We start from the raw sequence: 22356 nt of genomic DNA, 5'->3' as shown, positions 1-22356 counted from the left end.
GGAATGTAACGGGGTTCAAAGCCAATGAATCCGGGTGTTTGGCCGGCACTGTTACACGAGTAACACTCGTAACATGGATTTTTGAGGTGGTATGGATAGGTGCATTCATACCGCTTTTCCAAATTGCCCCTTGATCACCTTTTCGCATGCCAACGCGTCAAGGTGATCTGCATACCACTGCATCATCTTCACCCTGTGCTCTAGGTATTGAGCCTTGTTATATACCCCGGATATTCCCTCTTCTTTGTGAGCAAGCTGCGCTTCGACATGCTCTTTCGGCCAGCCGTGCTCCCTGAGCAAAGTACTGGCGGTGTGACGAGTCCCATGCCCAACCAAGCGGCCTTTGTAACCAACCGTCGCAAAGACTTTATTGATTGTGTTTTCACTAATCGTTGGATTCTTCGCGCCCACTCCGGGGAACAGCCAGCGACTGCGACCAGTGAGGCAGTGAAGTTCTTTGAGCGCGGAAAGCGCTTGCTCAGGGAGTGGGCATACAAAGTCCCTACGCATCTTCATCTTGGCGGCAGGCGTCGTCCATAACGCTTTATTAAGGTCGAACTCTTTCCATTCAGCTAACCGAACCATGCCCGGTCTAGATGCGGTCCAGATACAGAGCCATGCTGCAGTCCGGGCCGTCAGCCTGCTGGGAGTGTTTTTGAGCGCTTGGAGGAACTCTGCCAGCTCAGGCTCAAGTAAATGAGGATGCTGCTGTGTTTTCGGGGCTTGAGCTGCAATATCTCGTAGTCGACTACCCGGATCGTTTTCCGTGAGGCCCAAACCGATGGCTCGCCCGAATATCTGATTGATCCAGGTTCGACACTTTTCCGCCACGTTGTGTGCGTCCCGGGCTTCGATGGATGCTTGGAGTTCCGCGCAGTCGGTACGGGTGATTTCGTCTAGAGGCTTATCTCCCAGTGCCGGGAGTATGTCTTTGTCGAGGTAGGTGCGGATTTTGTTGAGAGTGGAAGGTGCGAGACCCTTTTCCTCTTTTGCCTTCAGCCAGGCATCAGCGGCAGCTCGAAAGGTTCGGGTCTTTGCTGCATCGATAGCAGCTTTCGCGGATCGCTTTTGTTCAAGGGGATCGGCACCGCTACTCACTACTTTGCGTAGATCGGCAGCTTTGTCCCTGGCCAGCGCGCCACTTACTTCCGGGTAACCCCCGAGCCCCATCCAAGCCCAATTGCCCGCCGGACGTTTGTAGCGGAGCTGCCAGGATTTACCACCATCAGGTTTAACCCTGAAATAGAGGCCGTTTCCGTCTAGCTCCCGGTATTCCTTTGACTCCGGCTCCAATCCCGCAAGTGTCGTGTCAGCGAGAGGGCGGCGCTTGATGTCTGCGCGCTTCATCCTTGTATCCCAAAGTTCGGTATTTTTCTCAGGATACAAGCAGGGATACAGGGATACAACGGATAAGGGGAGACAGGGGCAGACAGATAGGCACAAAAAAACCGGCCAAGTGGCCGGTTTCTCTGGGTCTGAGAGGCTGGTAGAGACTCTCAGATACTGCTATGTGGTGCCCCGAGGGAGACTCGAACTCCCACTCCTTTCGAAAACGGATTTTGAATCCGCCGCGTCTACCAATTCCGCCATCAGGGCTCAATGGCGGCGAAGTATAGAGAGGTGATTACCGTTGGTCAATCACGTTTCATGGTCAATTTTCGATATTTCCGCTAGACTTTCCGGCCCTGCTAGACGAACCCCATCATGCGCGTTGCTGACTTTACTTTCGAGCTTCCTGATTCGCTGATCGCCCGCCATCCGTTGGCCGAGCGTCGCGGTAGTCGCCTGCTGACCCTTGATGGGCCGAGCGGCGCCCTGGCACACCGTCAATTCACTGATTTGCTTGAGCATTTGCGCCCGGGCGATTTGATGGTGTTCAACAATACCCGGGTGATTCCGGCGCGGCTGTTCGGGCAGAAAGCGTCTGGCGGCAAGCTGGAAATTCTCATCGAGCGCGTGCTCGATGCGCACCGCGTGCTGGCCCATGTGCGCTCCAGCAAGTCGCCGAAACCGGGTTCGAAGATCCTTATCGACGGCGGTGGCGAAGCCGAGATGCTCGCGCGTCATGATGCGCTGTTCGAGCTGGGTTTTACCGAGGAAGTCTTGCCGCTGCTCGACCGCGTCGGGCACATGCCGTTGCCTCCTTATATAGATCGCCCGGATGAAGGCTCGGATCGCGAGCGTTATCAGACCGTGTACGCTCAGCGCCTGGGCGCGGTGGCGGCGCCGACGGCGGGGCTGCATTTCGATGAGCCGCTGATGCAGGCGATTGCTGCCAAGGGCGTCGAGACTGCATTCGTGACATTGCACGTCGGCGCGGGGACGTTTCAGCCGGTGCGTGTCGAGAAGATCGAAGATCACCACATGCACAGCGAGTGGCTGGAAGTCGGCCAGGATGTGGTCGATGCGGTCGCTGCGTGCCGGGCGCGTGGCGGTCGGGTGATTGCGGTCGGCACCACCAGCGTGCGTTCGCTGGAAAGCGCGGCGCGCGATGGTGTGCTCAAGCCGTTCAGTGGCGACACCGACATCTTTATCTATCCGGGCCGGCCGTTTCATGTAGTCGATGCCCTGGTGACCAATTTCCATTTGCCGGAATCCACGCTGTTGATGCTGGTTTCGGCGTTTGCCGGTTATCCCGAAACCATGGCCGCCTATAAGGCCGCCGTCGAAAACGGTTACCGCTTTTTCAGTTACGGGGATGCGATGTTCATCACCCGCAATCCCGCTCCAACTGCCCCTGAACAGACAGGCCCAGAGGAAACAGAATGAGTCGCGAATGTCGAATGTCCTTTGAGCTGCTGGCCACCGATGGCAAGGCTCGTCGTGGTCGCCTGACCTTTCCCCGTGGCACCGTCGAGACCCCGGCGTTCATGCCGGTCGGCACCTACGGCACGGTCAAGGGCATGCTGCCGCGCGACATCGTCGGCACTGGCGCGGAAATCATTCTGGGCAACACTTTTCACCTGTGGCTGCGTCCCGGCACTCAAGTGATCAAGGAGCACGGCGACCTGCACGATTTCATGCAGTGGAAAGGCCCGATCCTCACCGACTCCGGCGGCTTCCAGGTGTTCAGCCTCGGCGCGATGCGCAAGATCAAGGAGGAGGGCGTGACCTTCGCTTCTCCGGTCGACGGCGCCAAAGTGTTCATGGGACCGGAAGAGTCGATGCAGGTGCAGCGCGATCTCGGTTCCGACATTGTGATGATCTTCGACGAATGCACGCCGTATCCGGCTGACGAAGACGTCGCGCGGGTATCGATGGAGCTGTCGTTGCGTTGGGCCCAGCGTTCGAAGAATGCCCACGGTGACAACACCGCAGCGCTGTTCGGCATCGTCCAGGGCGGCATGCATGAAAACCTGCGCATGCGCTCGCTCGAAGGCCTCGACAAGATCGGCTTCGACGGCCTCGCCATCGGCGGTCTGTCGGTGGGCGAACCGAAGCACGAAATGATCAAGGTGCTGGATTATCTGCCGGGCCAGATGCCCGCTGACAAACCTCGTTACCTTATGGGCGTTGGCAAACCGGAAGATCTGGTTGAGGGTGTGCGCCGCGGGGTGGACATGTTCGATTGCGTGATGCCAACCCGTAATGCCCGCAATGGGCATCTGTTCATCGATACCGGTGTGCTGAAGATCCGTAACGCGTTCCATCGCCATGATGAATCGCCGCTGGATCCGACCTGCGATTGCTACACCTGCCAGAACTTCTCGCGCGCTTATCTGCATCACCTGGACAAGTGCGGCGAAATGCTCGGCAGCATGCTCAATACCATCCATAACTTGCGCCATTATCAGGTGCTCATGGTTGGTTTGCGCGAGGCTATTCAACAGGGTACATTGGCCGCCTTTGTCGATGCCTTCTACGCCAAACGCGGACTTCCCGTTCCGCCTTTGGACTGAGTTTTCTGACCCCAAGATTCAACATTTGCAACTGGAGTGCTAAATGAGCTTTTTTATCTCTAACGCCATGGCTGACGCAGCTGCACCGGCTGCTGCAAGCCCAATGGGCGGCGGCTTCGAGTGGATTTTCCTGGTCGGCTTCCTGGTCATCTTCTACCTGATGATCTGGCGTCCACAGGCCAAGCGCGCCAAAGAGCAGAAGAACCTGCTGAGCAGCCTGCAGAAGGGCGACGAAGTCGTGACCACTGGGGGCATCGCCGGCAAGATCACCAAGGTTGCCGATGACTTCGTGGTTCTGGAAGTTTCCGACACCGTGGAAATGAAGTTCCAGAAAGGCGCCATCGCCGCCACGCTGCCAAAAGGCACGCTGAAAGCGATCTAAGAGCAACAACTTCTACTCAATCGACGGGGCGCGCAAGGCGCCCCGCGTTCATAACGGGCGGCGTGATGCTGAACAAATACCCTCTGTGGAAATACATTCTGATCCTGGCGGTGCTGGCGATCGGTCTGATTTATTCCGCTCCCAATCTTTACCCTGATGACCCGGCGATTCAGATCAGCGGCGCCAGCACGGCTCTGCAGGTCAATGACGCCGATCTGGCTCGCGTCAGCACAGCGCTGAAAGAGTCCGGCATCAACGTCAAGGCGGCCACGCTGACGGCTGGCGGCAAGGGCGGTCTGATCCGTCTGAGCAAGGCTGAAGACCAGCTGCCGGCCAAGGACGTAGTACGCAAGGCATTGGGTGATGACTACGTCGTCGCGCTGAACCTGGCACAGACCACTCCGCAATGGCTGCGCAACCTCGGTGCGCACCCGATGAAGCTGGGTCTGGACTTGTCCGGTGGTGTGCACTTCCTGCTCGAAGTGGACATGGACAAAGCCCTCGATGCACGCCTGAAAGTCTACGAAGGCGACGTCAAGAGCCTGCTGCGCAAAGAGAAGCTGCGCTATCGCAGCCTGCCGCAATTGGGCGGTGCCATTCAGTTGGGCTTCAGCGATGAAGATTCCCGCGAACAGGCCCGTGCGCTGATCCGCAAGAACTTCAACGATTTCGACATTGTTCCGGCCGACCTCAACGGTCAACCGGTGCTGCGTCTGGCGATGACCCCGGCCAAGCTGGCGGAAATCCGTGAATACTCCATCAAGCAGAACCTGACCACGGTACGTAACCGCGTCAACGAGCTGGGTGTTGCCGAACCGATCGTGCAGCGTCAGGGCGCCAACCGCATCGTGGTTGAGCTGCCGGGCGTGCAGGACACTGCCGAAGCCAAGCGTATCCTCGGCAAGACGGCCAACCTCGAGTTCCGTCTGGCCGCCGAGCCGGGCGCTTCGAAAGCCACTTCCGAGTCGTTCGAATTCCGCGAAGGCAACCGTCCGCCAGCGCAGATCGAGCGTGGTCTGATCATCACTGGTGACCAGGTCACCGACGCCAAGGCCGGTTTCGGCGAGCACGGCACGCCTGAAGTGAACATCCGTCTGGATGGCCACGGTGGCGAGCTGATGAGCCGCGCGACCCGTTCCAACGTCGGTCGCAGCATGGCGGTGATCTTCATCGAACAGCGTCCGGTCACCACTTACACCAAGCAAGTGGTCGATGGCGTCGAGAAAGACGTCGCGGTGCAGACGTTCAAGGAAGAGAAGAAGATCATCAGCCTGGCGACCATTCAGTCGCCGCTGGGTGCGCAATTCCGCATCACTGGCCTGAACGGTCAGGGCGAGTCGTCCGAACTGGCGCTGCTGCTGCGTGCCGGTGGTCTGGCTGCACCGATGTACTTCGCTGAAGAGCGCACAATCGGTCCGAGCCTGGGTGCTGACAACATCACCAAAGGTATCGATGCTTCCCTGTGGGGCATGCTGTTCGTGTCGCTGTTCATCATCGCCATCTACCGCTTCTTCGGCGTCATCGCCACCGTCGCGCTGGCGGTGAACATGGTGCTGCTGCTGGCATTGATGTCGTTGCTGGGCGCCACGCTGACCCTGCCGGGTATCGCCGGTATCGTCCTGACCATGGGCATGGCGGTCGACGCCAACGTACTGATCTTCTCGCGGATTCGTGAAGAGATCGCCGCCGGCATGACTGTGCAGCGGGCAATCAACGAAGGCTTCGGCCGGGCATTCACCGCGATTCTCGACGCCAACCTGACCACCTTGCTGGTCGGCGGCATTCTCTTCGCCATGGGCACCGGCCCGGTGAAGGGTTTCGCAGTGACCATGTCCCTCGGGATCTTTACCTCGATGTTCACGGCCATCATGGTGACCCGCGCAATGGTCAACCTGATCTTTGGCGGACGTGACTTCAAGAAGTTGTGGATTTAAGGGGCTGCCATGTTACGTACAATCAACTTCATGGGCGTTCGCAACTTCGCGTTCGGCGTCACCGTGTTGCTTACCGTCATTGCCTTGTTCAGCGTCGCCACCAAGGGCATGAACTGGGGTCTGGACTTCACCGGCGGTACGCTCATCGAGCTGACCTACGAGCGTCCGGCCGATGTCACCAAGGTGCGCGAGCAACTGGCGACCTCCGGTTATCACGAAGCCGTGGTGCAGAACTTCGGCGCCACTACTGACTTGCTGGTGCGCATGCCGGGTGAAGACCCGCAGCTGGGCCATCAGGTCGCAGACGCATTGCAGAAAGTCGGCGGCGACAACCCGGCGACGGTCAAGCGAGTCGAGTTCGTCGGCCCGCAGGTTGGTGAAGAACTGCGCGACCAGGGCGGCCTCGGCATGCTGCTGGCGCTCGGCGGCATCCTGATCTACCTGGCGTTCCGCTTTCAGTGGAAGTTTGCGGTCGGCGCCATTGTGTCGCTGATCCACGACGTGATCGTGACCGTGGGTATCCTCTCGTACTTCCAGATCACCTTCGATCTGACGGTGCTGGCGGCGGTGCTGGCGATCATCGGTTATTCGCTGAACGACACCATCGTGGTTTTCGACCGGGTACGTGAGAACTTCCGTGTGCTGCGCAAGGCGACGCTGATCGAGAACATCAACATCTCGACCACCCAGACCCTGCTGCGCACCATGGCGACGTCGATCTCCACGCTGCTGGCCATCGCGGCACTGTTGTTCTTCGGCGGCGACAACCTGTTCGGCTTCTCCATCGCGCTGTTCATCGGTGTACTGGCGGGTACCTACTCGTCGATCTACATCGCCAACGTGGTGCTGATCTGGCTGAACCTGACCACCGAGGATCTGATTCCTCCGGCCAACACCGATAAGGAAGTCGACGACCGTCCATAACGGCCAGCGATTTTCCGGCTGTCAGCCAACAAAAGGCGCGAGTTGAACTCGCGCCTTTTTTTGTGCTCCAAGGCTGGGAGAAGCGCGGGCGCGTCCCGCATGTGATGGTCAGGAGGTTCATGTGAACAAGTCGTTGCTGGTTGGTGCGGTATTGGGTGCTGTCGGTGTCACAGCCGGGGGTGCTGTTGCCACCTACAGCCTGGTTAAAAGCGGCCCTGAGTATGCGCAAGTATTAGCCGTTGAGCCGGTCAAGACACAGATCAAGACTCCACGTGAAGTATGCAAGGATGTAACCGTGACCCGGCAGGCGCCGGTCAAGGATCAACACCAGATTCTCGGCACGGCGATCGGTGCCGTAGCCGGTGGTTTGTTGGGTAATCAGGTGGGCGGCGGTACCGGCAAGAAGATTGCCACCGTGGCCGGTGCAGTTGGCGGCGGTTATGCCGGTAACAAGGTGCAGGAAGGTATGCAGAACCGCGACACCTACACCACCACGCAAACCCGTTGCAACACGGTCAATGACATCAGCGACAAGGTCGTCGGCTACGACGTGCGTTACTCGCTCGATGGCAAGGAAGGCAAGGTACGGATGGATCGTGATCCGGGTAACCAGATTCCGGTCGACAAGGAAGGCAAGCTGATCCTGTCGCAGAATGAGCCGGGACAGTAAGGCTCCACAGTTGTGAAAAGAAGCACCCTGCGGGGTGCTTTTTTTGTGCTCGCGATTCAGGGCAGCGCGCGATTCTCACCTGTGGGAGCGAGCGTGCTCGCGAATACGGTCTAACAGTGGATATTTTCTTTGCTGACACGCCCCATTCGCGAGCAGGCTCGCTCCCACAGGGAATTGTGCTGTTTGGAATTGCAGACATAAAAAAAGCACCCCGTAGGGTGCTTTTTTGGTTTCGCGGAAAGCTTAGCGCTTCAGCGAGGCCGGCAGGTGCGGCTGGATCGCCGTCAGCACTGCCTTGAAGCATTTGGTGTTGCCGGCAACGATGTGGCCTTTCTCAAGGAAGTCGTGACCACCGGTGAAGTCGCTCACCAGGCCGCCGGCTTCTTGAATCAGCAGGGCGCCTGCAGCCATGTCCCACTCGGACAGGCCCGATTCCCAGAACGCATCGAAACGACCGGCAGCTACGTAAGCCAGGTCCAGGCTCGCCGAACCGGCGCGGCGGATGCCGGCAGTCTGGCCAACCAGAGCGCGGAACATGCCCAGGTAGTTGTCGAGGTTGTCCATCTGGTCGTCACGGAACGGGAAGCCAGTGCCGAGCAGGGCGCCGTCGAGGCTGGTACGACCGCTGACGCGCAGACGACGACCGTTCAGTTGAGCGCCGCGACCACGGCTGGCGGTGAATTCTTCCTGGCGAACCGGGTCCAGAACCACTGCGTGCTCAAGGCGGCCACGATATTTGCAGGCAATGCTCACTGCAAAGTGCGGAATGCCACGGAGAAAGTTGGTGGTGCCGTCCAGCGGATCGATGATCCACAGGTACTCTTCGCCTTCGATGCCGGTGCCAGCGTGCAGGCCGGTTTCTTCACCCTGAATCGAGTGATTCGGGTAAGCCTTGCGCAGGGCATCGATGATTTTCTGTTCAGCGGCGCGATCGACCTCGGATACGTAATCCTTGGCGTCTTTTTCGTCGACCTTGATGGTATCCAGGCGCTCGATGGAGCGGAAGATCAGTTCACTGGCGCTGCGGGCGGCGCGCAGCGCGATATTCAGCATGGGCTGCATGGATGTGTCACCTAAGGTTGTTAAAGAAAGCCGCGCATTCTATCAGAACTTTTCTTCAGGTGAAGGACGCTGTTCGCTTTCATAGCTTAACGGTAGGCTGTTCTGTAAGATTTGCCCCCCTTTCCCGTGTCCGAGAGCGCCTCCCTTGCTGCAGAACATTCGTGTCGTCCTGGTCAACACCAGCCACCCCGGCAACATCGGCGGGGCCGCGCGCGCCATGAAAAACATGGGTCTGTCGCGACTGGTGCTGGTCGATCCGCGGGTCTTCCCGCACCACGAGGCCGATGCCCGCGCCTCTGGTGCCGGTGACATCCTTGAAAACGCGCAAGTCGTCGCCACCTTGGAAGATGCTCTGGTCGGCTGCAATCTGGTGCTCGGCACCAGCGCCCGCGACCGGCGTATTCCCTGGCCGCTGCTGGATCCGCGCGAATGCGGCAACAAGGTGGTCGAGGAAGCCGGGCAGGGCGCCGAGATTGCTTTTGTGTTCGGTCGTGAAGATTCCGGCCTGACCAATGAAGAGCTGCAGCGATGTCATTTTCACGTGCACATCCCTTCCGACCCGACGTTCAGTTCGCTGAATCTCGGGGCGGCGGTGCAGGTGTTGAGTTATGAAGTGCGCATGGCCTGGCTGGCCGCACAGGGTCAGCCAAGCAAGGTCGAGAAAGAAGAAGTGGCCTCGGTGAAAAGCGCCGAGCTGGCGACCATGGATGAGCTGGAGCGATTCTATGAGCACCTGGAGCAGACGCTGGTCGCCATCGAATTCCTCGATCCGGAAAAGCCACGGCACTTGATGGCGCGCCTGCGCCGGTTGTACGGACGCAGCTCGGTCAGCCGGGCGGAAATGAATATTTTGCGTGGCATCCTCACGGAAACCCAGAAAGCGGCCCGTGGCGAGCTTCTAAAGCGGAAGGATTGAATGATGTTTGAGCGTTTGCGTGAAGATATCCAGAGCGTATTCCATCGAGACCCGGCGGCGCGTAACGCTTTTGAAGTCCTGACCTGCTACCCCGGCATGCATGCGATCTGGATTCATCGTCTGGCCGGCATGCTCTGGCGCAATGAGTTGAAGTGGCTGGCGCGACTGGTGTCGAACTTCGGTCGCTGGCTGACCGGGATCGAGATTCATCCGGGCGCCAAGGTCGGTCGGCGTTTCTTCATCGACCACGGCATGGGCATCGTCATTGGTGAAACCGCCGAGATCGGCGACGACGTGACTATCTATCAGGGTGTGACCCTCGGCGGCACCAGCTGGAACAAAGGCAAGCGCCACCCGACGCTGGGTGATGGCGTGGTGGTCGGCGCTGGCGCCAAGGTGCTTGGCCCGTTCACTGTGGGTGCCGGCGCCAAAGTCGGTTCCAATGCTGTGGTCACCAAAGAAGTGCCGCCGGGCGCCACGGTGGTGGGGATTCCGGGGCGGATCGTCGTCAAGACCGACGAAGAGCAGGACGCCAAGCGCAAAGCCATGGCGGAAAAGATCGGTTTCGACGCCTACGGTGTCAGCGAAGACATGCCCGACCCGGTGGCCCGCGCCATCGGCCAGTTGCTCGATCATCTGCAAGCAGTGGACGGGCGCCTGGAAGGCATGTGCGGCGCACTGAAGGATCTGGGCAGCAATTACTGTGCGAAAGATCTGCCTGAACTGCGCGAAGAAGACTTCGCTTGCGTCAAGGGCAAGGACGAATCGAAAGCCGGCTGAACCGCGGCGCTGCTTTTCGCGAGCAGGCTCGCTCCCACAAGAGCAATGCATTCCAATGTGGGAGCGAGCCTGCTCGCGAAGAACGATCACGCGGTTCCGCTGGCTGTCCGCAGCCCGTCTTTGCTATAGTGCGCGCGCTCTTTTGCGGGTAAACCCGACTAAAGCACTAGGTCTTATAGTTGACTTAAATGCTCGGGAATTGCATACTCCCGCCCATTCCGAACTCCGTGGTAACTGTCCATGCGACTGACTACAAAAGGCCGATACGCCGTGACCGCCATGCTTGACCTGGCGTTGCACGCGCAGCACGGGCCGGTGTCTCTGGCCGATATCTCCGAGCGCCAAGGCATCTCCCTGTCCTACCTCGAGCAGCTGTTTGCCAAGCTGCGCCGCAGCAACCTGGTTTCCAGCGTTCGCGGTCCGGGTGGTGGCTACCAGTTGTCCCGCGACATGCAGGGCATCCAGGTCGCCCAGGTGATCGATGCGGTGAACGAATCGGTCGATGCCACCAAGTGCCAGGGCCAGGGCGATTGCCATTCCGGCGATACCTGCCTGACCCATCATCTGTGGTGCGATTTGAGCCTGCAGATTCACGAATTTCTGAGCGGTATCAGCTTGGCCGACCTTGTGACTCGCCGTGAGGTACAAGAAGTGGCCCAGCGTCAGGACCAGCGCCGTTGCAGCAGCAAGGCGCCACGCCTGGACAAGATTGAAGCGTCCGCCGTCGAATGACAGCCGAAGAGCTACCCGCGGCACGCCAGCCCTGATTTAGGAGATAGTCCATGAAATTGCCGATTTACCTTGATTACTCTGCAACCACCCCGGTTGATCCGCGCGTTGCGCAGAAAATGAGTGAATGCCTGCTGGTCGACGGAAACTTCGGTAACCCGGCGTCCCGTTCCCACGTGTTCGGCTGGAAGGCTGAAGAGTCCGTCGAAAACGCTCGTCGTCAGGTGGCCGATCTGGTCAATGCCGACCCGCGCGAAATCGTCTGGACCTCCGGTGCCACCGAATCCGACAACCTGGCGATCAAGGGCGCGGCACATTTCTACGCCTCCAAGGGCAAGCACCTGATCACCAGCAAGATCGAGCACAAGGCAGTCCTCGACACCATGCGCCAGCTGGAGCGTGAAGGCTTCGAAGTGACCTACCTCGAGCCGACCGAAGACGGTCTGATCACCCCGGCAATGATTGATGCGGCACTGCGCGAAGACACCATTCTGGTGTCGGTGATGCACGTCAACAACGAAATCGGCACCATCAACGACATCGCTGCCATCGGCGAGATGCTGCGCGCCAAAGGCGTGCTGTTCCATGTCGACGCGGCTCAGTCCACCGGCAAGGTCGAAATCGATCTGCAGAAGCTGAAAGTCGACATGATGTCGTTCTCCGCCCACAAGACTTATGGCCCTAAAGGCATCGGCGCACTGTACGTCAGCCGCAAGCCGCGTGTGCGCATCGAAGCGACCATGCACGGCGGCGGTCACGAGCGCGGCATGCGTTCCGGCACCCTGGCGACCCACCAGATCGTCGGCATGGGCGAAGCGTTCCGCGTAGCCAAGGAAGACATGGCCGCTGAAAACGTGCGCATCAAAGCCTTGAGCGATCGCTTCTACAAGCAGGTCGAGCACCTGGAAGAGCTGTACGTCAACGGCAGCCTGACCGCCCGCGTTCCGCACAACCTGAACCTGAGCTTCAACTACGTTGAAGGCGAGTCGCTGATCATGGCGCTCAAGGATCTGGCGGTATCGTCCGGTTCGGCCTGCACCTCGGCGTCGCTGGAGCCTTCGTACGTACTGCGCGCCCTGGGCCGCAACGACGAACTGGCACACAGCTCGATCCGCTTTACCTTCGGCCGTTTCACCACCGAAGAAGAAATCGACTACGCCGCGCAGAAAGTCTGCGAGGCCGTTACCAAGCTGCGCGCTCTGTCGCCGCTGTGGGACATGTACAAAGACGGCGTCGATATCTCGAAAATCGAGTGGGCGGCACACTAACTATAGAAGCCGCCGGATACAGATCCTGTAGCGACGCGGCGTTAACGCAGCGCAGTTGCAGGGTCTCAAGAGCGGCCCTGATGAGTGAGGATTGAGAATCATGGCTTACAGCGAAAAGGTCATCGACCACTACGAAAACCCGCGCAACGTCGGCAAGATGAACGCGGAAGATCCTGATGTCGGCACCGGCATGGTCGGCGCTCCGGCGTGCGGCGACGTGATGCGTCTGCAGATCAAGGTCAACGATCAGGGCGTTATCGAAGACGCCAAGTTCAAGACCTACGGTTGCGGTTCGGCAATCGCCTCCAGCTCCCTCGCCACCGAGTGGATGAAGGGCAAGACCCTGGACGAAGCCGAAACCATCAAGAACACTCAGCTGGCCGAAGAACTGGCTTTGCCGCCAGTGAAAATCCACTGCTCCGTGCTCGCTGAAGACGCTATCAAAGCGGCTGTTCGCGACTACAAGCAGAAGAAAGGCTTGATCTGAATTTCAAGATTCGGCGACGAGTAAGGAGTCAACGATGGCTATCAGCATGACAGAAGCGGCTGCTCGACACGTGCGGCGCTCCCTCGACGGGCGCGGCAAAGGTGAAGGGATTCGTCTGGGTGTTCGCACCACAGGCTGTTCCGGCCTTGCCTACGTGCTGGAGTTTGTCGACGAGGTAGTGGCGGAGGATCAGGTGTTCGAGAGTCACGGCGAAAAAGTGATCATCGACCCGAAAAGCCTGGCCTACCTGGACGGCACCGAGCTCGACTTCGTCAAGGAAGGGTTGAACGAAGGCTTCAAGTTCAACAACCCCAACGTGCGCGGTGAATGTGGCTGCGGCGAAAGCTTCAACATCTGAGGCTGGTCGTGGGTATTCCTTGTCATTTCGCTTTATTCGAGCTGCAACCGAGCTTCCGCCTGGATCTCGAGCAGTTGGCCACGCGCTACCGTGAGTTGGCGCGCGGCGTCCATCCTGACCGCTTTGCCGACGCTTCCGAGCGCGAGCAGCGCTCGGCACTCGAGCAATCGGCGCGGCTCAACGACGCCTATCAGACGCTCAAGAGCCCGGCCCAGCGCGCACGCTACCTGCTGAAAATCAGCGGGCATGAAGTGCCGATGGAAGTCACCGTCCACGATCCCGAGTTTCTTCTGCAGCAGATGCAATGGCGCGAAGAGCTCGAAGATCTGCAGGACAGTGCCGACCTCGACGGTGTCGCGGTATTCAAGCGTCGTTTGAAGGCGGCTCAGGAACAGCTCAACGAAAGCTTCGCAGCCTGTTGGGATGATGCAACGCAACGTGAACAGGCCGAACGCCTGATGCGGCGAATGCAGTTCCTCGACAAGCTCACCTACGAAGTGCGCCAGCTGGAAGAGCGCCTCGACGATTAACCCAGTGCTGCCCTGATTGCACGCTGACAGACAGACAAGACCTGATCACCATGGCTCTACTGCAGATCGCCGAACCCGGCCAAAGTCCTCAACCGCACCAGCGCCGTCTGGCTGTGGGCATCGACTTGGGTACTACCAATTCGCTGGTCGCTGCGCTGCGCAGTGGTCTTTCCGAACCGCTGGCCGACGCCAACGGGCAGGTCATCCTGCCGTCCGCCGTGCGTTATCACGCCGACCGCGTCGAAGTCGGTGAGTCCGCCAAGCTGGCGGCATCCTCCGATCCTCTTAACACCGTGCTTTCGGTCAAGCGCTTGATGGGTCGTGGTCTGTCCGACGTCAAGCAATTGGGCGAGCAACTGCCGTACCGCTTTGTCGGCGGCGAATCGCACATGCCGTTCATCGACACCGTGCAAGGACCGAAAAGCCCGGTTGAAGTCTCCGCCGATATCCTCAAGGTCCTGCGTCAGCGCGCTGAAGCGACCTTGGGTGGCGAACTGGTTGGCGCGGTAATCACCGTTCCTGCCTACTTCGACGATGCGCAGCGTCAGGCCACCAAAGATGCGGCCAAACTCGCCGGTCTGAACGTGTTGCGTCTGCTCAATGAGCCGACCGCTGCTGCTGTGGCGTATGGTCTGGATCAACATGCTGAAGGCCTGGTTGCAATTTATGACCTTGGTGGCGGTACCTTCGATATTTCCATTCTGCGTCTGACTGGCGGCGTCTTTGAAGTTCTGGCCACTGGCGGCGACAGCGCGCTGGGCGGCGATGACTTCGATCATGCGATTGCCGGCTGGATCATCGAGAGTGCTGGCCTGTCCGCCGATCTCGACCCGGGCGCACAACGCAATCTGCTGCAAACCGCTTGCGCGGCCAAAGAGGCTTTGACCGATGCGGCCAGTGTGGAAGTGGCTTACGGCGACTGGAAAGCGCAACTGACCCGCGAAGCCTTCGATGCGCTGATCGAGCCAATGGTCGCGCGCAGTCTGAAAGCCTGCCGCCGCGCGGTTCGCGATTCCGGTATCGAGCTGGAAGACGTCCACGCCGTGGTCATGGTCGGCGGTTCGACCCGCGTGCCACGTGTTCGTGAAGCCGTTGCCGAAGCCTTCGGTCGTCAGCCATTGACGGAAATCGACCCGGATCAAGTGGTGGCCATCGGGGCCGCGATCCAGGCCGACACCCTGGCTGGCAACAAACGCGATGGCGGCGAACTGCTGCTGCTCGACGTGATTCCGCTGTCCCTGGGGCTGGAAACCATGGGCGGTCTGATGGAGAAGGTGATTCCGCGCAACACCACCATCCCCGTCGCGCGCGCTCAGGATTTCACCACGTATAAAGACGGCCAGTCGGCCATGGCGATCCACGTCTTGCAGGGCGAGCGCGAGCTGATCAGCGATTGCCGCTCTCTGGCACGGTTCGAATTGCGCGGCATTCCGGCGATGGTGGCCGGTGCGGCGAAAATTCGCGTGACCTTCCAGGTCGACGCCGACGGTCTGCTCAGCGTGTCTGCCCGTGAATTGGGCTCGGGCGTTGAGGCGAGCATTCAGGTCAAACCTTCCTATGGTCTGACCGATGGCGAAATCGCCAAGATGCTCAAGGATTCGTTCCAGCACGCCAATGACGACAAGGTCGCCCGTGTTCTGCGTGAGCAGCAAGTCGATGCCCAGCGCCTGCTCGAAGCGGTGCAGGGCGCGCTGGAGGCCGATGGCGAGCGTCTGCTCGACGCCGAAGAGCGCATGGTCATCGAACTGCAAATGCAGGAACTGGCCGAACTGATGAAAGGTACCGATGGCTACGCCATCGAGCAGCAGACCAAGCGTCTGTCGCAAGTGACCGATGCTTTTGCTGCCCGCCGCATGGATCTGACGGTGAAAGCCGCTCTGTCGGGGCGCAACCTGAATGAAATCGAGGATATCTGATGCCGCAGGTCATTTTTCTGCCCCACGAGAAGTTCTGCCCTGAAGGCATGGTGGTCGAGGCTGCGCCCGGCACATCGATTCTCGAACTGGCCCACGAACACCATATCGAGATGGAAAGCGCGTGCGGCGGCGTCTGCGCCTGCACCACGTGCCATTGCATCATCCGCGAGGGTTTCGACTCGCTGGAAGAGGCCGACGAGCTGGAAGAAGACTTCCTCGACCGTGCCTGGGGCCTGGAAGCGCAATCGCGTCTGGCATGTCAGGCCATCGTCGGTGAGGAAGACCTCACCGTCGAGATTCCGAAATATTCGCTTAACCATGCGGCCGAAGCGCCGCACTGACTGGTAAGACTGTCATGAGCTACGGTTGGAATGATGTTCAACGCATTGCAGAAGAATTGGCGGAAGCCAAGCCGGATGTAGATCCGGTTTATGTCAATTTCGTCGACTTGCAGCGATGGATCATGGAACTGCCTGACTTCGACAACACCTCCGGCCGTGTCGGCGAGAAGGTGTTGGAAGCGGTTCAGGCGCTCTGGATCGAAGAAGTCGACTGATCGTCCTCGCAGGTTAGGCAATACCAAAGAACCCGCGTATAATTCGCGGGTTTAATTTTTCGCAAATTACCGTTTCTGGAGTTACACCATGGCTGTTCAACGTACTTTCTCCATCATCAAGCCTGACGCCGTTGCTAAAAACGTGATCGGCAAGATCACCACTCGCTTCGAAGACGCTGGCCTGCGCGTTGTAGCTTCGAAACTGAAGCAACTGTCCAAAGCCGAAGCCGAAGGCTTCTACGCTGAGCACAGCGAGCGCGGTTTCTTCGGTGACCTGGTTGCTTTCATGACTTCCGGTCCGGTTGTCGTTCAGGTTCTGGAAGGTGAAAACGCTATCGCTCGCAACCGTGAGCTGATGGGCGCTACCAACCCTAAAGAAGCTGCTGCCGGCACCATCCGTGCTGACTTCGCTGAATCGATCGACGCCAACGCCGTTCACGGTTCGGACTCCGAAGCTGCTGCCGCTCGCGAAATCGCTTACTTCTTCGCAGCTACTGAAGTAACCACTCGCTAAGCATTGCTTGCAGAGTGAAGGTGAATCCATGACTACATCGACTGTTAAAACAAACCTGCTGGGTCTGACCCAGCCGGAAATGGAAAAATTCTTCGACTCAATCGGGGAGAAGCGTTTCCGTGCCGGTCAGGTAATGAAATGGATTCACCACTTTGGCGTCGATGATTTCGACGCCATGACGAACGTCAGCAAAGCCTTGCGCGACAAGCTCAAGGCCATTGCTGAAGTGCGTGGTCCGGAAGTGGTCAGCGAGGACATCTCCAGCGACGGCACCCGTAAATGGGTGGTGCGCGTGGCGTCCGGCAGCTGCGTCGAGACCGTGTACATTCCCCAGGGCAAGCGCGGCACTCTGTGCGTTTCGTCCCAAGCAGGCTGTGCCCTGGATTGCAGTTTCTGCTCCACCGGCAAGCAAGGCTTCAACAGCAACCTCACCGCCGCCGAAGTCATCGGTCAGGTGTGGATTGCCAACAAATCTTTCGGCAGCGTCCCGGCCACCGTCGACCGCGCCATCACCAACGTGGTGATGATGGGCATGGGCGAGCCGTTGCTGAACTTCGACAACGTCGTCGCCGCCATGCATCTGATGATGGATGACCTCGGCTACGGGATCTCCAAGCGCCGCGTGACCCTGTCCACCTCGGGTGTGGTGCCGATGATCGATGAGCTGGCCAAGCACATCGACGTATCCCTGGCGTTGTCCCTGCATGCACCGAATGACGCATTGCGTAACCAATTGGTGCCGATCAACAAGAAATATCCGCTTAAGATGCTGCTCGAGTCGTGCCAGCGCTACATGTCCGCCCTTGGCGAGAAACGTGTGCTGACCATCGAGTACACCTTGCTCAAGGACGTCAACGACAAGCTTGAGCACGCAGTGGAAATGATCGAGCTGCTTAAAGACATCCCGTGCAAGATCAACCTGATCCCATTCAACCCGTTCCCGCACTCCGGGTACGAGCGGCCGAGCAACAATGCCATCCGCCGCTTCCAGAATCAGTTGCATCAGGCCGGTTTCAACGTCACCGTGCGCACCACCCGTGGTGAAGACATCGACGCCGCATGTGGTCAATTGGTAGGGCAGGTGCTGGATCGCACCCGTCGCAGCGAACGTTACATCGCCGTGCGCGAGTTGAGCGCCGACAGCGATCTGGCACAGAACGCCGCGAACACTAACTAAGAGAGGATCTCTATGTCCCTGCGCTTTGCGCTGCTGTTGCTGTTGGCCAGCCTGTGCGCTGGCTGTGTCCTGTCGGGTGACTACAACCCGATGAAGACCAGCAAGGGCCGCGATGAAGCGCGGGCTGCCTACGTGCAGCTGGGGCTGGGCTACCTGCAGCAGGGCATGACCGAGCGCGCCAAGGTGCCGTTGAAGAAAGCGCTGGAGCTGGACGGTTCCGACCCTGACGCCAATGCGGCCCTCGGTCTGGTGTTTCAGGCCGAGATGGAGCCGGCACTTGCCGACGAGCACTTTCGCAAGGCCTTGTCCTCACGTCCCGCCGATGCGCGCATCCTCAACAACTACGGCAGTTTTCTCTACGAAGAACAGCGCTACAAGGAAGCCTACGAGCGTTTTGAACAAGCGGCCGCCGATACCCTGTATCCTGAGCGCTCGCGGGTCTTCGAAAATCTCGGCATGACCGCCGCCAAGCTTGGCCAGCGTGATCTGGCCCAGCAACAGCTGGAAAAAGCCCTGCGCCTGAATCGCCAACAACCACGCGCATTGCTGGAAATGGCTGAGTTGTCCTTCGAAGACAGGCATTATGTGCCCGCGCGTGACTATTACGACCGTTTCAGCCAGCTCACCGAACAAAATGCACGTAGTCTATTGCTCGGCGTTCGGCTGGCAAAAGTGTTTGAAGATCGCGACAAGGCAGCCAGTTACGGTCTGCAATTAAAACGACTCTATCCCGGTACGCCGGAATATCAGCAATACCTGTCGGAGCAATGATGAAAGCGGCGCATCCCGAAGTTGTAGCAGCGAATCGCGTAAATCCCGGTGAGACCCTGCGCCAGGCCCGCGAAAGCAATGGCTGGTCGCTGGCCGAAGTGGCCCTCAAGCTCAACCTCACCGTGACGTCCCTGAGCAATCTTGAAGCCGGCGCTTTCGACAAGCTGCCGGGGCATACCTTCGCTCGCGGTTACATTCGCGCCTATGCCAAATTGCTCGGCATGGACCAGACCGTTCTGGTTCAGCAGTTCGACCAGTCCACCGGCACCGATTCCCAGGGCAGCAACGTTCACGCCCTCGGTCGTATCGAAGAGCCGGTGCGGGTTTCCCACACCATTTTGCGTATCGTCAGCCTGTTGCTGCTGATCGCGGTCATCGGCGGCGGTTTCGTCTGGTGGCAGGATCAGACCTCGCAGCGCACCCGCGATCTGACCAGCCTGGCGCCGGAACACGTCGAAGTCGAAGGCGCGGACGGCACCACGCAGATCCACCCGATTGACGAGCCGGAAGACCAGGCTGTCGCCGAAAATCAGGCTGACAATTCGACATCGCTGGCCTTGCCGCAGTCGGAAACCAGTGCTGAATCCACCGGTGCCGAGTCCGCAGCGCCAGCAACCGAGCCGGCTGCCCCGGCAGTTGCGCCAAGCGCTCCGGCACAGACGCCTGCACCAGTGGTGGCGGCTCCGGCCACTCCAGCGCCGAGTGTCCCAGCGACACCTGTCCCGACCGCGCCGGTTGCTCAAGCGCCAAGCGCTGAAGCAGCTGCGCCGGTTGCCGGCGAAGGCCAGGTGCAATTGCAGTTCACCGGCGATTGCTGGGCACAGGTGACCGATGGCCGTGGCAAAGTGATTTTCAGTGGTCTGAAGCATAAAGGCGACAGCGTGAGCGTTTCCGGCAAACCGCCGCTCGCCGTACGTCTGGGCGTTGCCCGCGCGGCACAGGTCAGCTACAACGGCCAACCGGTCGATATCGCTCCGTTCACCAGTGGCGAGACTGCTCGCCTGAAGTTGGGTCAATAAGTCATGCACGGCGAATCTCCAATCAAACGTCGCGAATCGCGCAAGATCTGGGTCGGCAACGTACCGGTGGGCGGCGACGCGCCGATCGCTGTGCAGAGCATGACCAACAGCGACACCAATGACGTCGCCGCGACCGTGGCGCAGATCAATCGTCTGGAAGCCGCCGGCGTCGACATCGTTCGCGTCTCGGTGCCGGACATGGACGCCGCCGAGGCGTTCGGCAAGATCAAGCAACTGGTCAAAGTGCCGTTGGTGGCCGATATCCACTTCGACTACAAAATCGCCTTGCGCGTGGCCGAACTGGGTGTGGACTGCCTGCGCATCAACCCGGGCAACATCGGTCGCGAAGACCGCGTGCGTGCCGTGGTCGATGCGGCCCGTGATCGCGGCATTCCGATCCGCATCGGCGTCAACGCCGGTTCCCTGGAAAAAGACCTGCAAAAGAAATACGGCGAGCCGACCCCGGCCGCATTGGTCGAATCCGCGCTGCGCCACGTTGAACACCTCGAACGCCTGAATTTCCAGGACTTCAAGGTCAGCGTTAAGGCCTCCGACGTGTTCATGGCCGTCGAAGCCTACCGTTTGCTGGCGAAAGAAATCGTCCAGCCGCTGCACCTCGGCATCACCGAAGCTGGTGGTTTGCGTTCGGGCACAGTGAAATCCGCCGTGGGCCTAGGTATGCTGCTCGCCGAAGGGATTGGCGATACTATCCGCATCTCGCTGGCGGCCGACCCGGTCGAGGAAGTGAAGGTCGGTTACGACATTCTCAAGTCTTTGCATCTGCGTTCCCGTGGCATCAACTTCATCGCCTGCCCGAGCTGCTCGCGGCAGAACTTCGATGTGGTCAAGACCATGAACGAGCTGGAAGGGCGCCTTGAAGACCTGCTGGTGCCGCTGGATGTCGCGGTCATCGGTTGCGTGGTCAACGGCCCCGGCGAAGCCAAGGAAGCCCATATCGGCTTGACCGGCGGCACGCCAAACCTGATTTACATCGACGGCAAGCCGTCGCAGAAGCTGACGAATGACAATCTGGTGGACGAGCTGGAAAAGCTGATCCGCCAGAAAGCGGCCGAAAAGGTCGAAGCTGACGCTGCCGTTATCGCGCGCGGCTGATCGAACGAATTAAGGAAATTTTGTGAGCAAGTCTCTGCAAGCCATTCGTGGCATGAACGACATCCTGCCCGAACAGACCCCGCTGTGGCGTTATTTCGAAGGCACTGTGGCGCGTCTGCTGGATAACTACGGTTACAAGCAGATCCGCATGCCGATCGTCGAGTTCACCGAGCTGTTCAAGCGCTCGATCGGCGAAGTCACCGATATCGTCGAAAAAGAGATGTACACCTTCGAAGACCGCAACGGTGATTCCCTGACCCTGCGTCCGGAAGGTACTGCGGCGTGCGTGCGTGCCGTGCTTGAGCACGGCATCACCGGCGGTGGTCAGGTGCAGAAACTCTGGTACATCGGCCCGATGTTCCGCCACGAGCGTCCGCAAAAAGGCCGTTATCGCCAGTTCCACCAGATCGGTCTGGAAGTGTTCAACCTCGACGGTCCGGACATCGACGCCGAGCTGATCATCATGACCTGGCGCCTGTGGGGCGAGCTGGGAATCCGTGATGCGGTCAAGCTCGAACTCAACAGCCTCGGCACCAGCGAATCCCGTGGTCGCTATCGTGAAGCCCTGGTCGAGTACCTCTCGGCGCACCACGACAAGCTCGACGAAGACAGCCAGCGTCGCCTGAAAACCAACCCGCTGCGCGTGCTCGACACGAAAAATGCCGACACCCAGGCCGTGCTGGTCGATGCGCCGAAAATGGCCGATTACCTCGACGACGAGTCCCGCGCTCACTTTGAAGGCCTGAAGGCGCGTCTGGATGCCGTCGGCATTCCTTACGTGCTCAACCCGAAACTGGTGCGTGGCCTCGATTACTACAGCAAAACCGTTTTCGAATGGGTCACCGACAAGCTCGGCGCCCAGGGCACCGTGTGCGCGGGCGGCCGTTACGACGGTCTGGTCGAGCAGATGGGCGGCAAGCCAACCCCGGGCGTCGGTTTCGCCATGGGCATCGAGCGTCTGGTATTGATGCTCGAAACCCTTGAGCAGATTCCGCAGGAAATTTCCCGTCAGGTCGACGTCTACCTCTGCGCCTTCGGTGAAGAGGCCGAGCTGGCCGGTCTGGCCCTGGCCGAACGTGTTCGCGATGAACTTCCAAACCTGCGCCTGCAAGTCAATGCCGGCGCCGGCAGTTTCAAAAGCCAGTTCAAGAAGGCCGACAAGAGCGGTGCGCTGTACGCATTGATCCTCGGTGACGACGAAATGGCCCAGCAAGTGGTAGGTTTCAAACCCCTGCGTGGCCAGGGCGAACAACAAAGCATTGCCTGGGATGCGCTTGCCGCTCACCTGGCCACCTGCGTCGTGCAGGGTTGAAGCTGTCTTAACAGCCGATTTAGCGATTAAGGAGTATTG

General features: G+C 59.4%; 24 protein-coding genes and 1 tRNA gene. 22 read left to right on the top strand and 3 right to left on the bottom strand.

The genetic code is table 11. The features are described 5' to 3' along the window. Positions 1-105: 105 nt before the first annotated feature. Together AB4N73_RS16385 and AB4N73_RS16380 are read right to left on the bottom strand one after the other, a co-directional pair. On the bottom strand, positions 106-1347 hold the full coding sequence (locus AB4N73_RS16385; RefSeq protein ID WP_315435901.1) for a tyrosine-type recombinase/integrase: 1242 nt from the start codon (positions 1345-1347) through the stop codon (positions 106-108). Positions 1348-1511: 164 nt separating this feature from the next. After that, positions 1512-1596, bottom strand: a tRNA-Leu gene (locus AB4N73_RS16380). A 108-nt stretch (positions 1597-1704) separates the two neighbouring features. On the opposite strand from AB4N73_RS16380, the gene queA reads away from it, so the two are divergent. From queA to AB4N73_RS16350, 6 genes are all read left to right on the top strand, one after another. Then, entirely contained in the window at positions 1705-2769 is a 1065-nt protein-coding gene (gene queA / locus AB4N73_RS16375) for a tRNA preQ1(34) S-adenosylmethionine ribosyltransferase-isomerase QueA (RefSeq protein WP_252882635.1), read from the top strand. Between the two features lie 14 nt (positions 2770-2783). After that, complete coding sequence (tgt, locus tag AB4N73_RS16370) at positions 2784-3899, top strand: tRNA guanosine(34) transglycosylase Tgt (protein WP_460142316.1); 1116 nt, start codon at positions 2784-2786, stop codon at positions 3897-3899. Positions 3900-3942: 43 nt separating this feature from the next. Continuing rightward, complete coding sequence (yajC, locus tag AB4N73_RS16365; RefSeq protein WP_016773317.1) at positions 3943-4281, top strand: preprotein translocase subunit YajC; 339 nt, start codon at positions 3943-3945, stop codon at positions 4279-4281. A 65-nt stretch (positions 4282-4346) separates the two neighbouring features. Next, positions 4347-6215, top strand: a complete 1869-nt coding sequence (gene secD / locus AB4N73_RS16360) for a protein translocase subunit SecD (protein ID WP_016773318.1) — start codon at positions 4347-4349, stop codon at positions 6213-6215. 9 nt (positions 6216-6224) lie between these two features. Further along, positions 6225-7139 (top strand): protein translocase subunit SecF, encoded by a 915-nt coding sequence (secF, locus tag AB4N73_RS16355; RefSeq protein WP_041479932.1) that lies wholly within the window; start codon positions 6225-6227, stop codon positions 7137-7139. Positions 7140-7260: 121 nt separating this feature from the next. Further along, positions 7261-7809, top strand: coding sequence for a glycine zipper 2TM domain-containing protein (locus AB4N73_RS16350; RefSeq protein ID WP_039761427.1), 549 nt, complete (start codon positions 7261-7263; stop codon positions 7807-7809). A gap of 243 nt (positions 7810-8052) precedes the next feature. On the opposite strand, the gene suhB is transcribed toward AB4N73_RS16350, so the two are convergent. Further along, positions 8053-8871, bottom strand: a complete 819-nt coding sequence (gene suhB / locus AB4N73_RS16345) for a type III secretion system regulator SuhB (protein WP_016773320.1) — start codon at positions 8869-8871, stop codon at positions 8053-8055. A 145-nt stretch (positions 8872-9016) separates the two neighbouring features. Here suhB and trmJ point away from each other — a divergent pair, with 145 nt between their 5' ends. From trmJ to hisS, 16 genes are all read left to right on the top strand, one after another. Continuing rightward, positions 9017-9787: a tRNA (cytosine(32)/uridine(32)-2'-O)-methyltransferase TrmJ gene (gene trmJ / locus AB4N73_RS16340; RefSeq protein ID WP_460142315.1), complete on the top strand. Its 771-nt coding sequence runs from the start codon at positions 9017-9019 to the stop codon at positions 9785-9787. Positions 9788-9790: 3 nt separating this feature from the next. Then, on the top strand, positions 9791-10567 hold the full coding sequence (cysE, locus tag AB4N73_RS16335; RefSeq protein WP_460142314.1) for a serine O-acetyltransferase: 777 nt from the start codon (positions 9791-9793) through the stop codon (positions 10565-10567). A 240-nt stretch (positions 10568-10807) separates the two neighbouring features. Beyond that, positions 10808-11299, top strand: coding sequence for a Fe-S cluster assembly transcriptional regulator IscR (gene iscR, locus AB4N73_RS16330; protein WP_016773323.1), 492 nt, complete (start codon positions 10808-10810; stop codon positions 11297-11299). A gap of 50 nt (positions 11300-11349) precedes the next feature. Next, complete coding sequence (locus AB4N73_RS16325) at positions 11350-12564, top strand: IscS subfamily cysteine desulfurase (RefSeq protein WP_016773324.1); 1215 nt, start codon at positions 11350-11352, stop codon at positions 12562-12564. Positions 12565-12664: 100 nt separating this feature from the next. Further along, the gene (gene iscU / locus AB4N73_RS16320; protein ID WP_003227907.1) at positions 12665-13051 is read left to right on the top strand and encodes a Fe-S cluster assembly scaffold IscU; all 387 of its coding nucleotides are present in this window, start codon (positions 12665-12667) and stop codon (positions 13049-13051) included. Positions 13052-13085: 34 nt separating this feature from the next. Then, positions 13086-13409 (top strand): iron-sulfur cluster assembly protein IscA, encoded by a 324-nt coding sequence (gene iscA / locus AB4N73_RS16315; RefSeq protein ID WP_003227904.1) that lies wholly within the window; start codon positions 13086-13088, stop codon positions 13407-13409. An 8-nt stretch (positions 13410-13417) separates the two neighbouring features. Then, positions 13418-13939, top strand: coding sequence for a co-chaperone HscB (gene hscB, locus AB4N73_RS16310; protein WP_460142313.1), 522 nt, complete (start codon positions 13418-13420; stop codon positions 13937-13939). 50 nt (positions 13940-13989) lie between these two features. Continuing rightward, on the top strand, positions 13990-15855 hold the full coding sequence (gene hscA, locus AB4N73_RS16305; protein ID WP_039761433.1) for a Fe-S protein assembly chaperone HscA: 1866 nt from the start codon (positions 13990-13992) through the stop codon (positions 15853-15855). Next, the gene (fdx, locus tag AB4N73_RS16300) at positions 15855-16196 is read left to right on the top strand and encodes an ISC system 2Fe-2S type ferredoxin (protein WP_016773327.1); all 342 of its coding nucleotides are present in this window, start codon (positions 15855-15857) and stop codon (positions 16194-16196) included. The genes hscA and fdx overlap by 1 nt, the downstream gene beginning before the upstream one ends. A gap of 14 nt (positions 16197-16210) precedes the next feature. Further along, positions 16211-16411, top strand: a complete 201-nt coding sequence (gene iscX / locus AB4N73_RS16295) for a Fe-S cluster assembly protein IscX (protein WP_252868237.1) — start codon at positions 16211-16213, stop codon at positions 16409-16411. Positions 16412-16499: 88 nt separating this feature from the next. Next, positions 16500-16925 carry a nucleoside-diphosphate kinase gene (ndk, locus tag AB4N73_RS16290; protein WP_024014216.1) on the top strand — a complete coding sequence of 142 codons (426 nt, stop codon included), beginning with the start codon at positions 16500-16502 and terminating at the stop codon, positions 16923-16925. Positions 16926-16953: 28 nt separating this feature from the next. After that, positions 16954-18102, top strand: a complete 1149-nt coding sequence (gene rlmN, locus AB4N73_RS16285) for a dual-specificity RNA methyltransferase RlmN (RefSeq protein ID WP_460142312.1) — start codon at positions 16954-16956, stop codon at positions 18100-18102. A 12-nt stretch (positions 18103-18114) separates the two neighbouring features. Further along, entirely contained in the window at positions 18115-18873 is a 759-nt protein-coding gene (gene pilW, locus AB4N73_RS16280; RefSeq protein ID WP_016773330.1) for a type IV pilus biogenesis/stability protein PilW, read from the top strand. Further along, on the top strand, positions 18873-19892 hold the full coding sequence (locus AB4N73_RS16275) for a RodZ domain-containing protein (protein ID WP_256809633.1): 1020 nt from the start codon (positions 18873-18875) through the stop codon (positions 19890-19892). The genes pilW and AB4N73_RS16275 overlap by 1 nt, the downstream gene beginning before the upstream one ends. Positions 19893-19895: 3 nt before the next feature. Next, a complete protein-coding gene (gene ispG, locus AB4N73_RS16270) occupies positions 19896-21005 on the top strand; it encodes a flavodoxin-dependent (E)-4-hydroxy-3-methylbut-2-enyl-diphosphate synthase (protein ID WP_016773332.1) in 1110 nt (369 codons plus the stop codon). 22 nt (positions 21006-21027) lie between these two features. Continuing rightward, on the top strand, positions 21028-22317 hold the full coding sequence (gene hisS, locus AB4N73_RS16265; RefSeq protein ID WP_024014212.1) for a histidine--tRNA ligase: 1290 nt from the start codon (positions 21028-21030) through the stop codon (positions 22315-22317). Positions 22318-22356 lie beyond the last annotated feature (39 nt).

It is taken from the genome of Pseudomonas sp. S3_B08 (assembly GCF_054667725.1).
The sequence above is the reverse complement of the archived record's forward strand: the minus strand, read 5'-3'. Positions and strand labels throughout refer to the sequence as shown.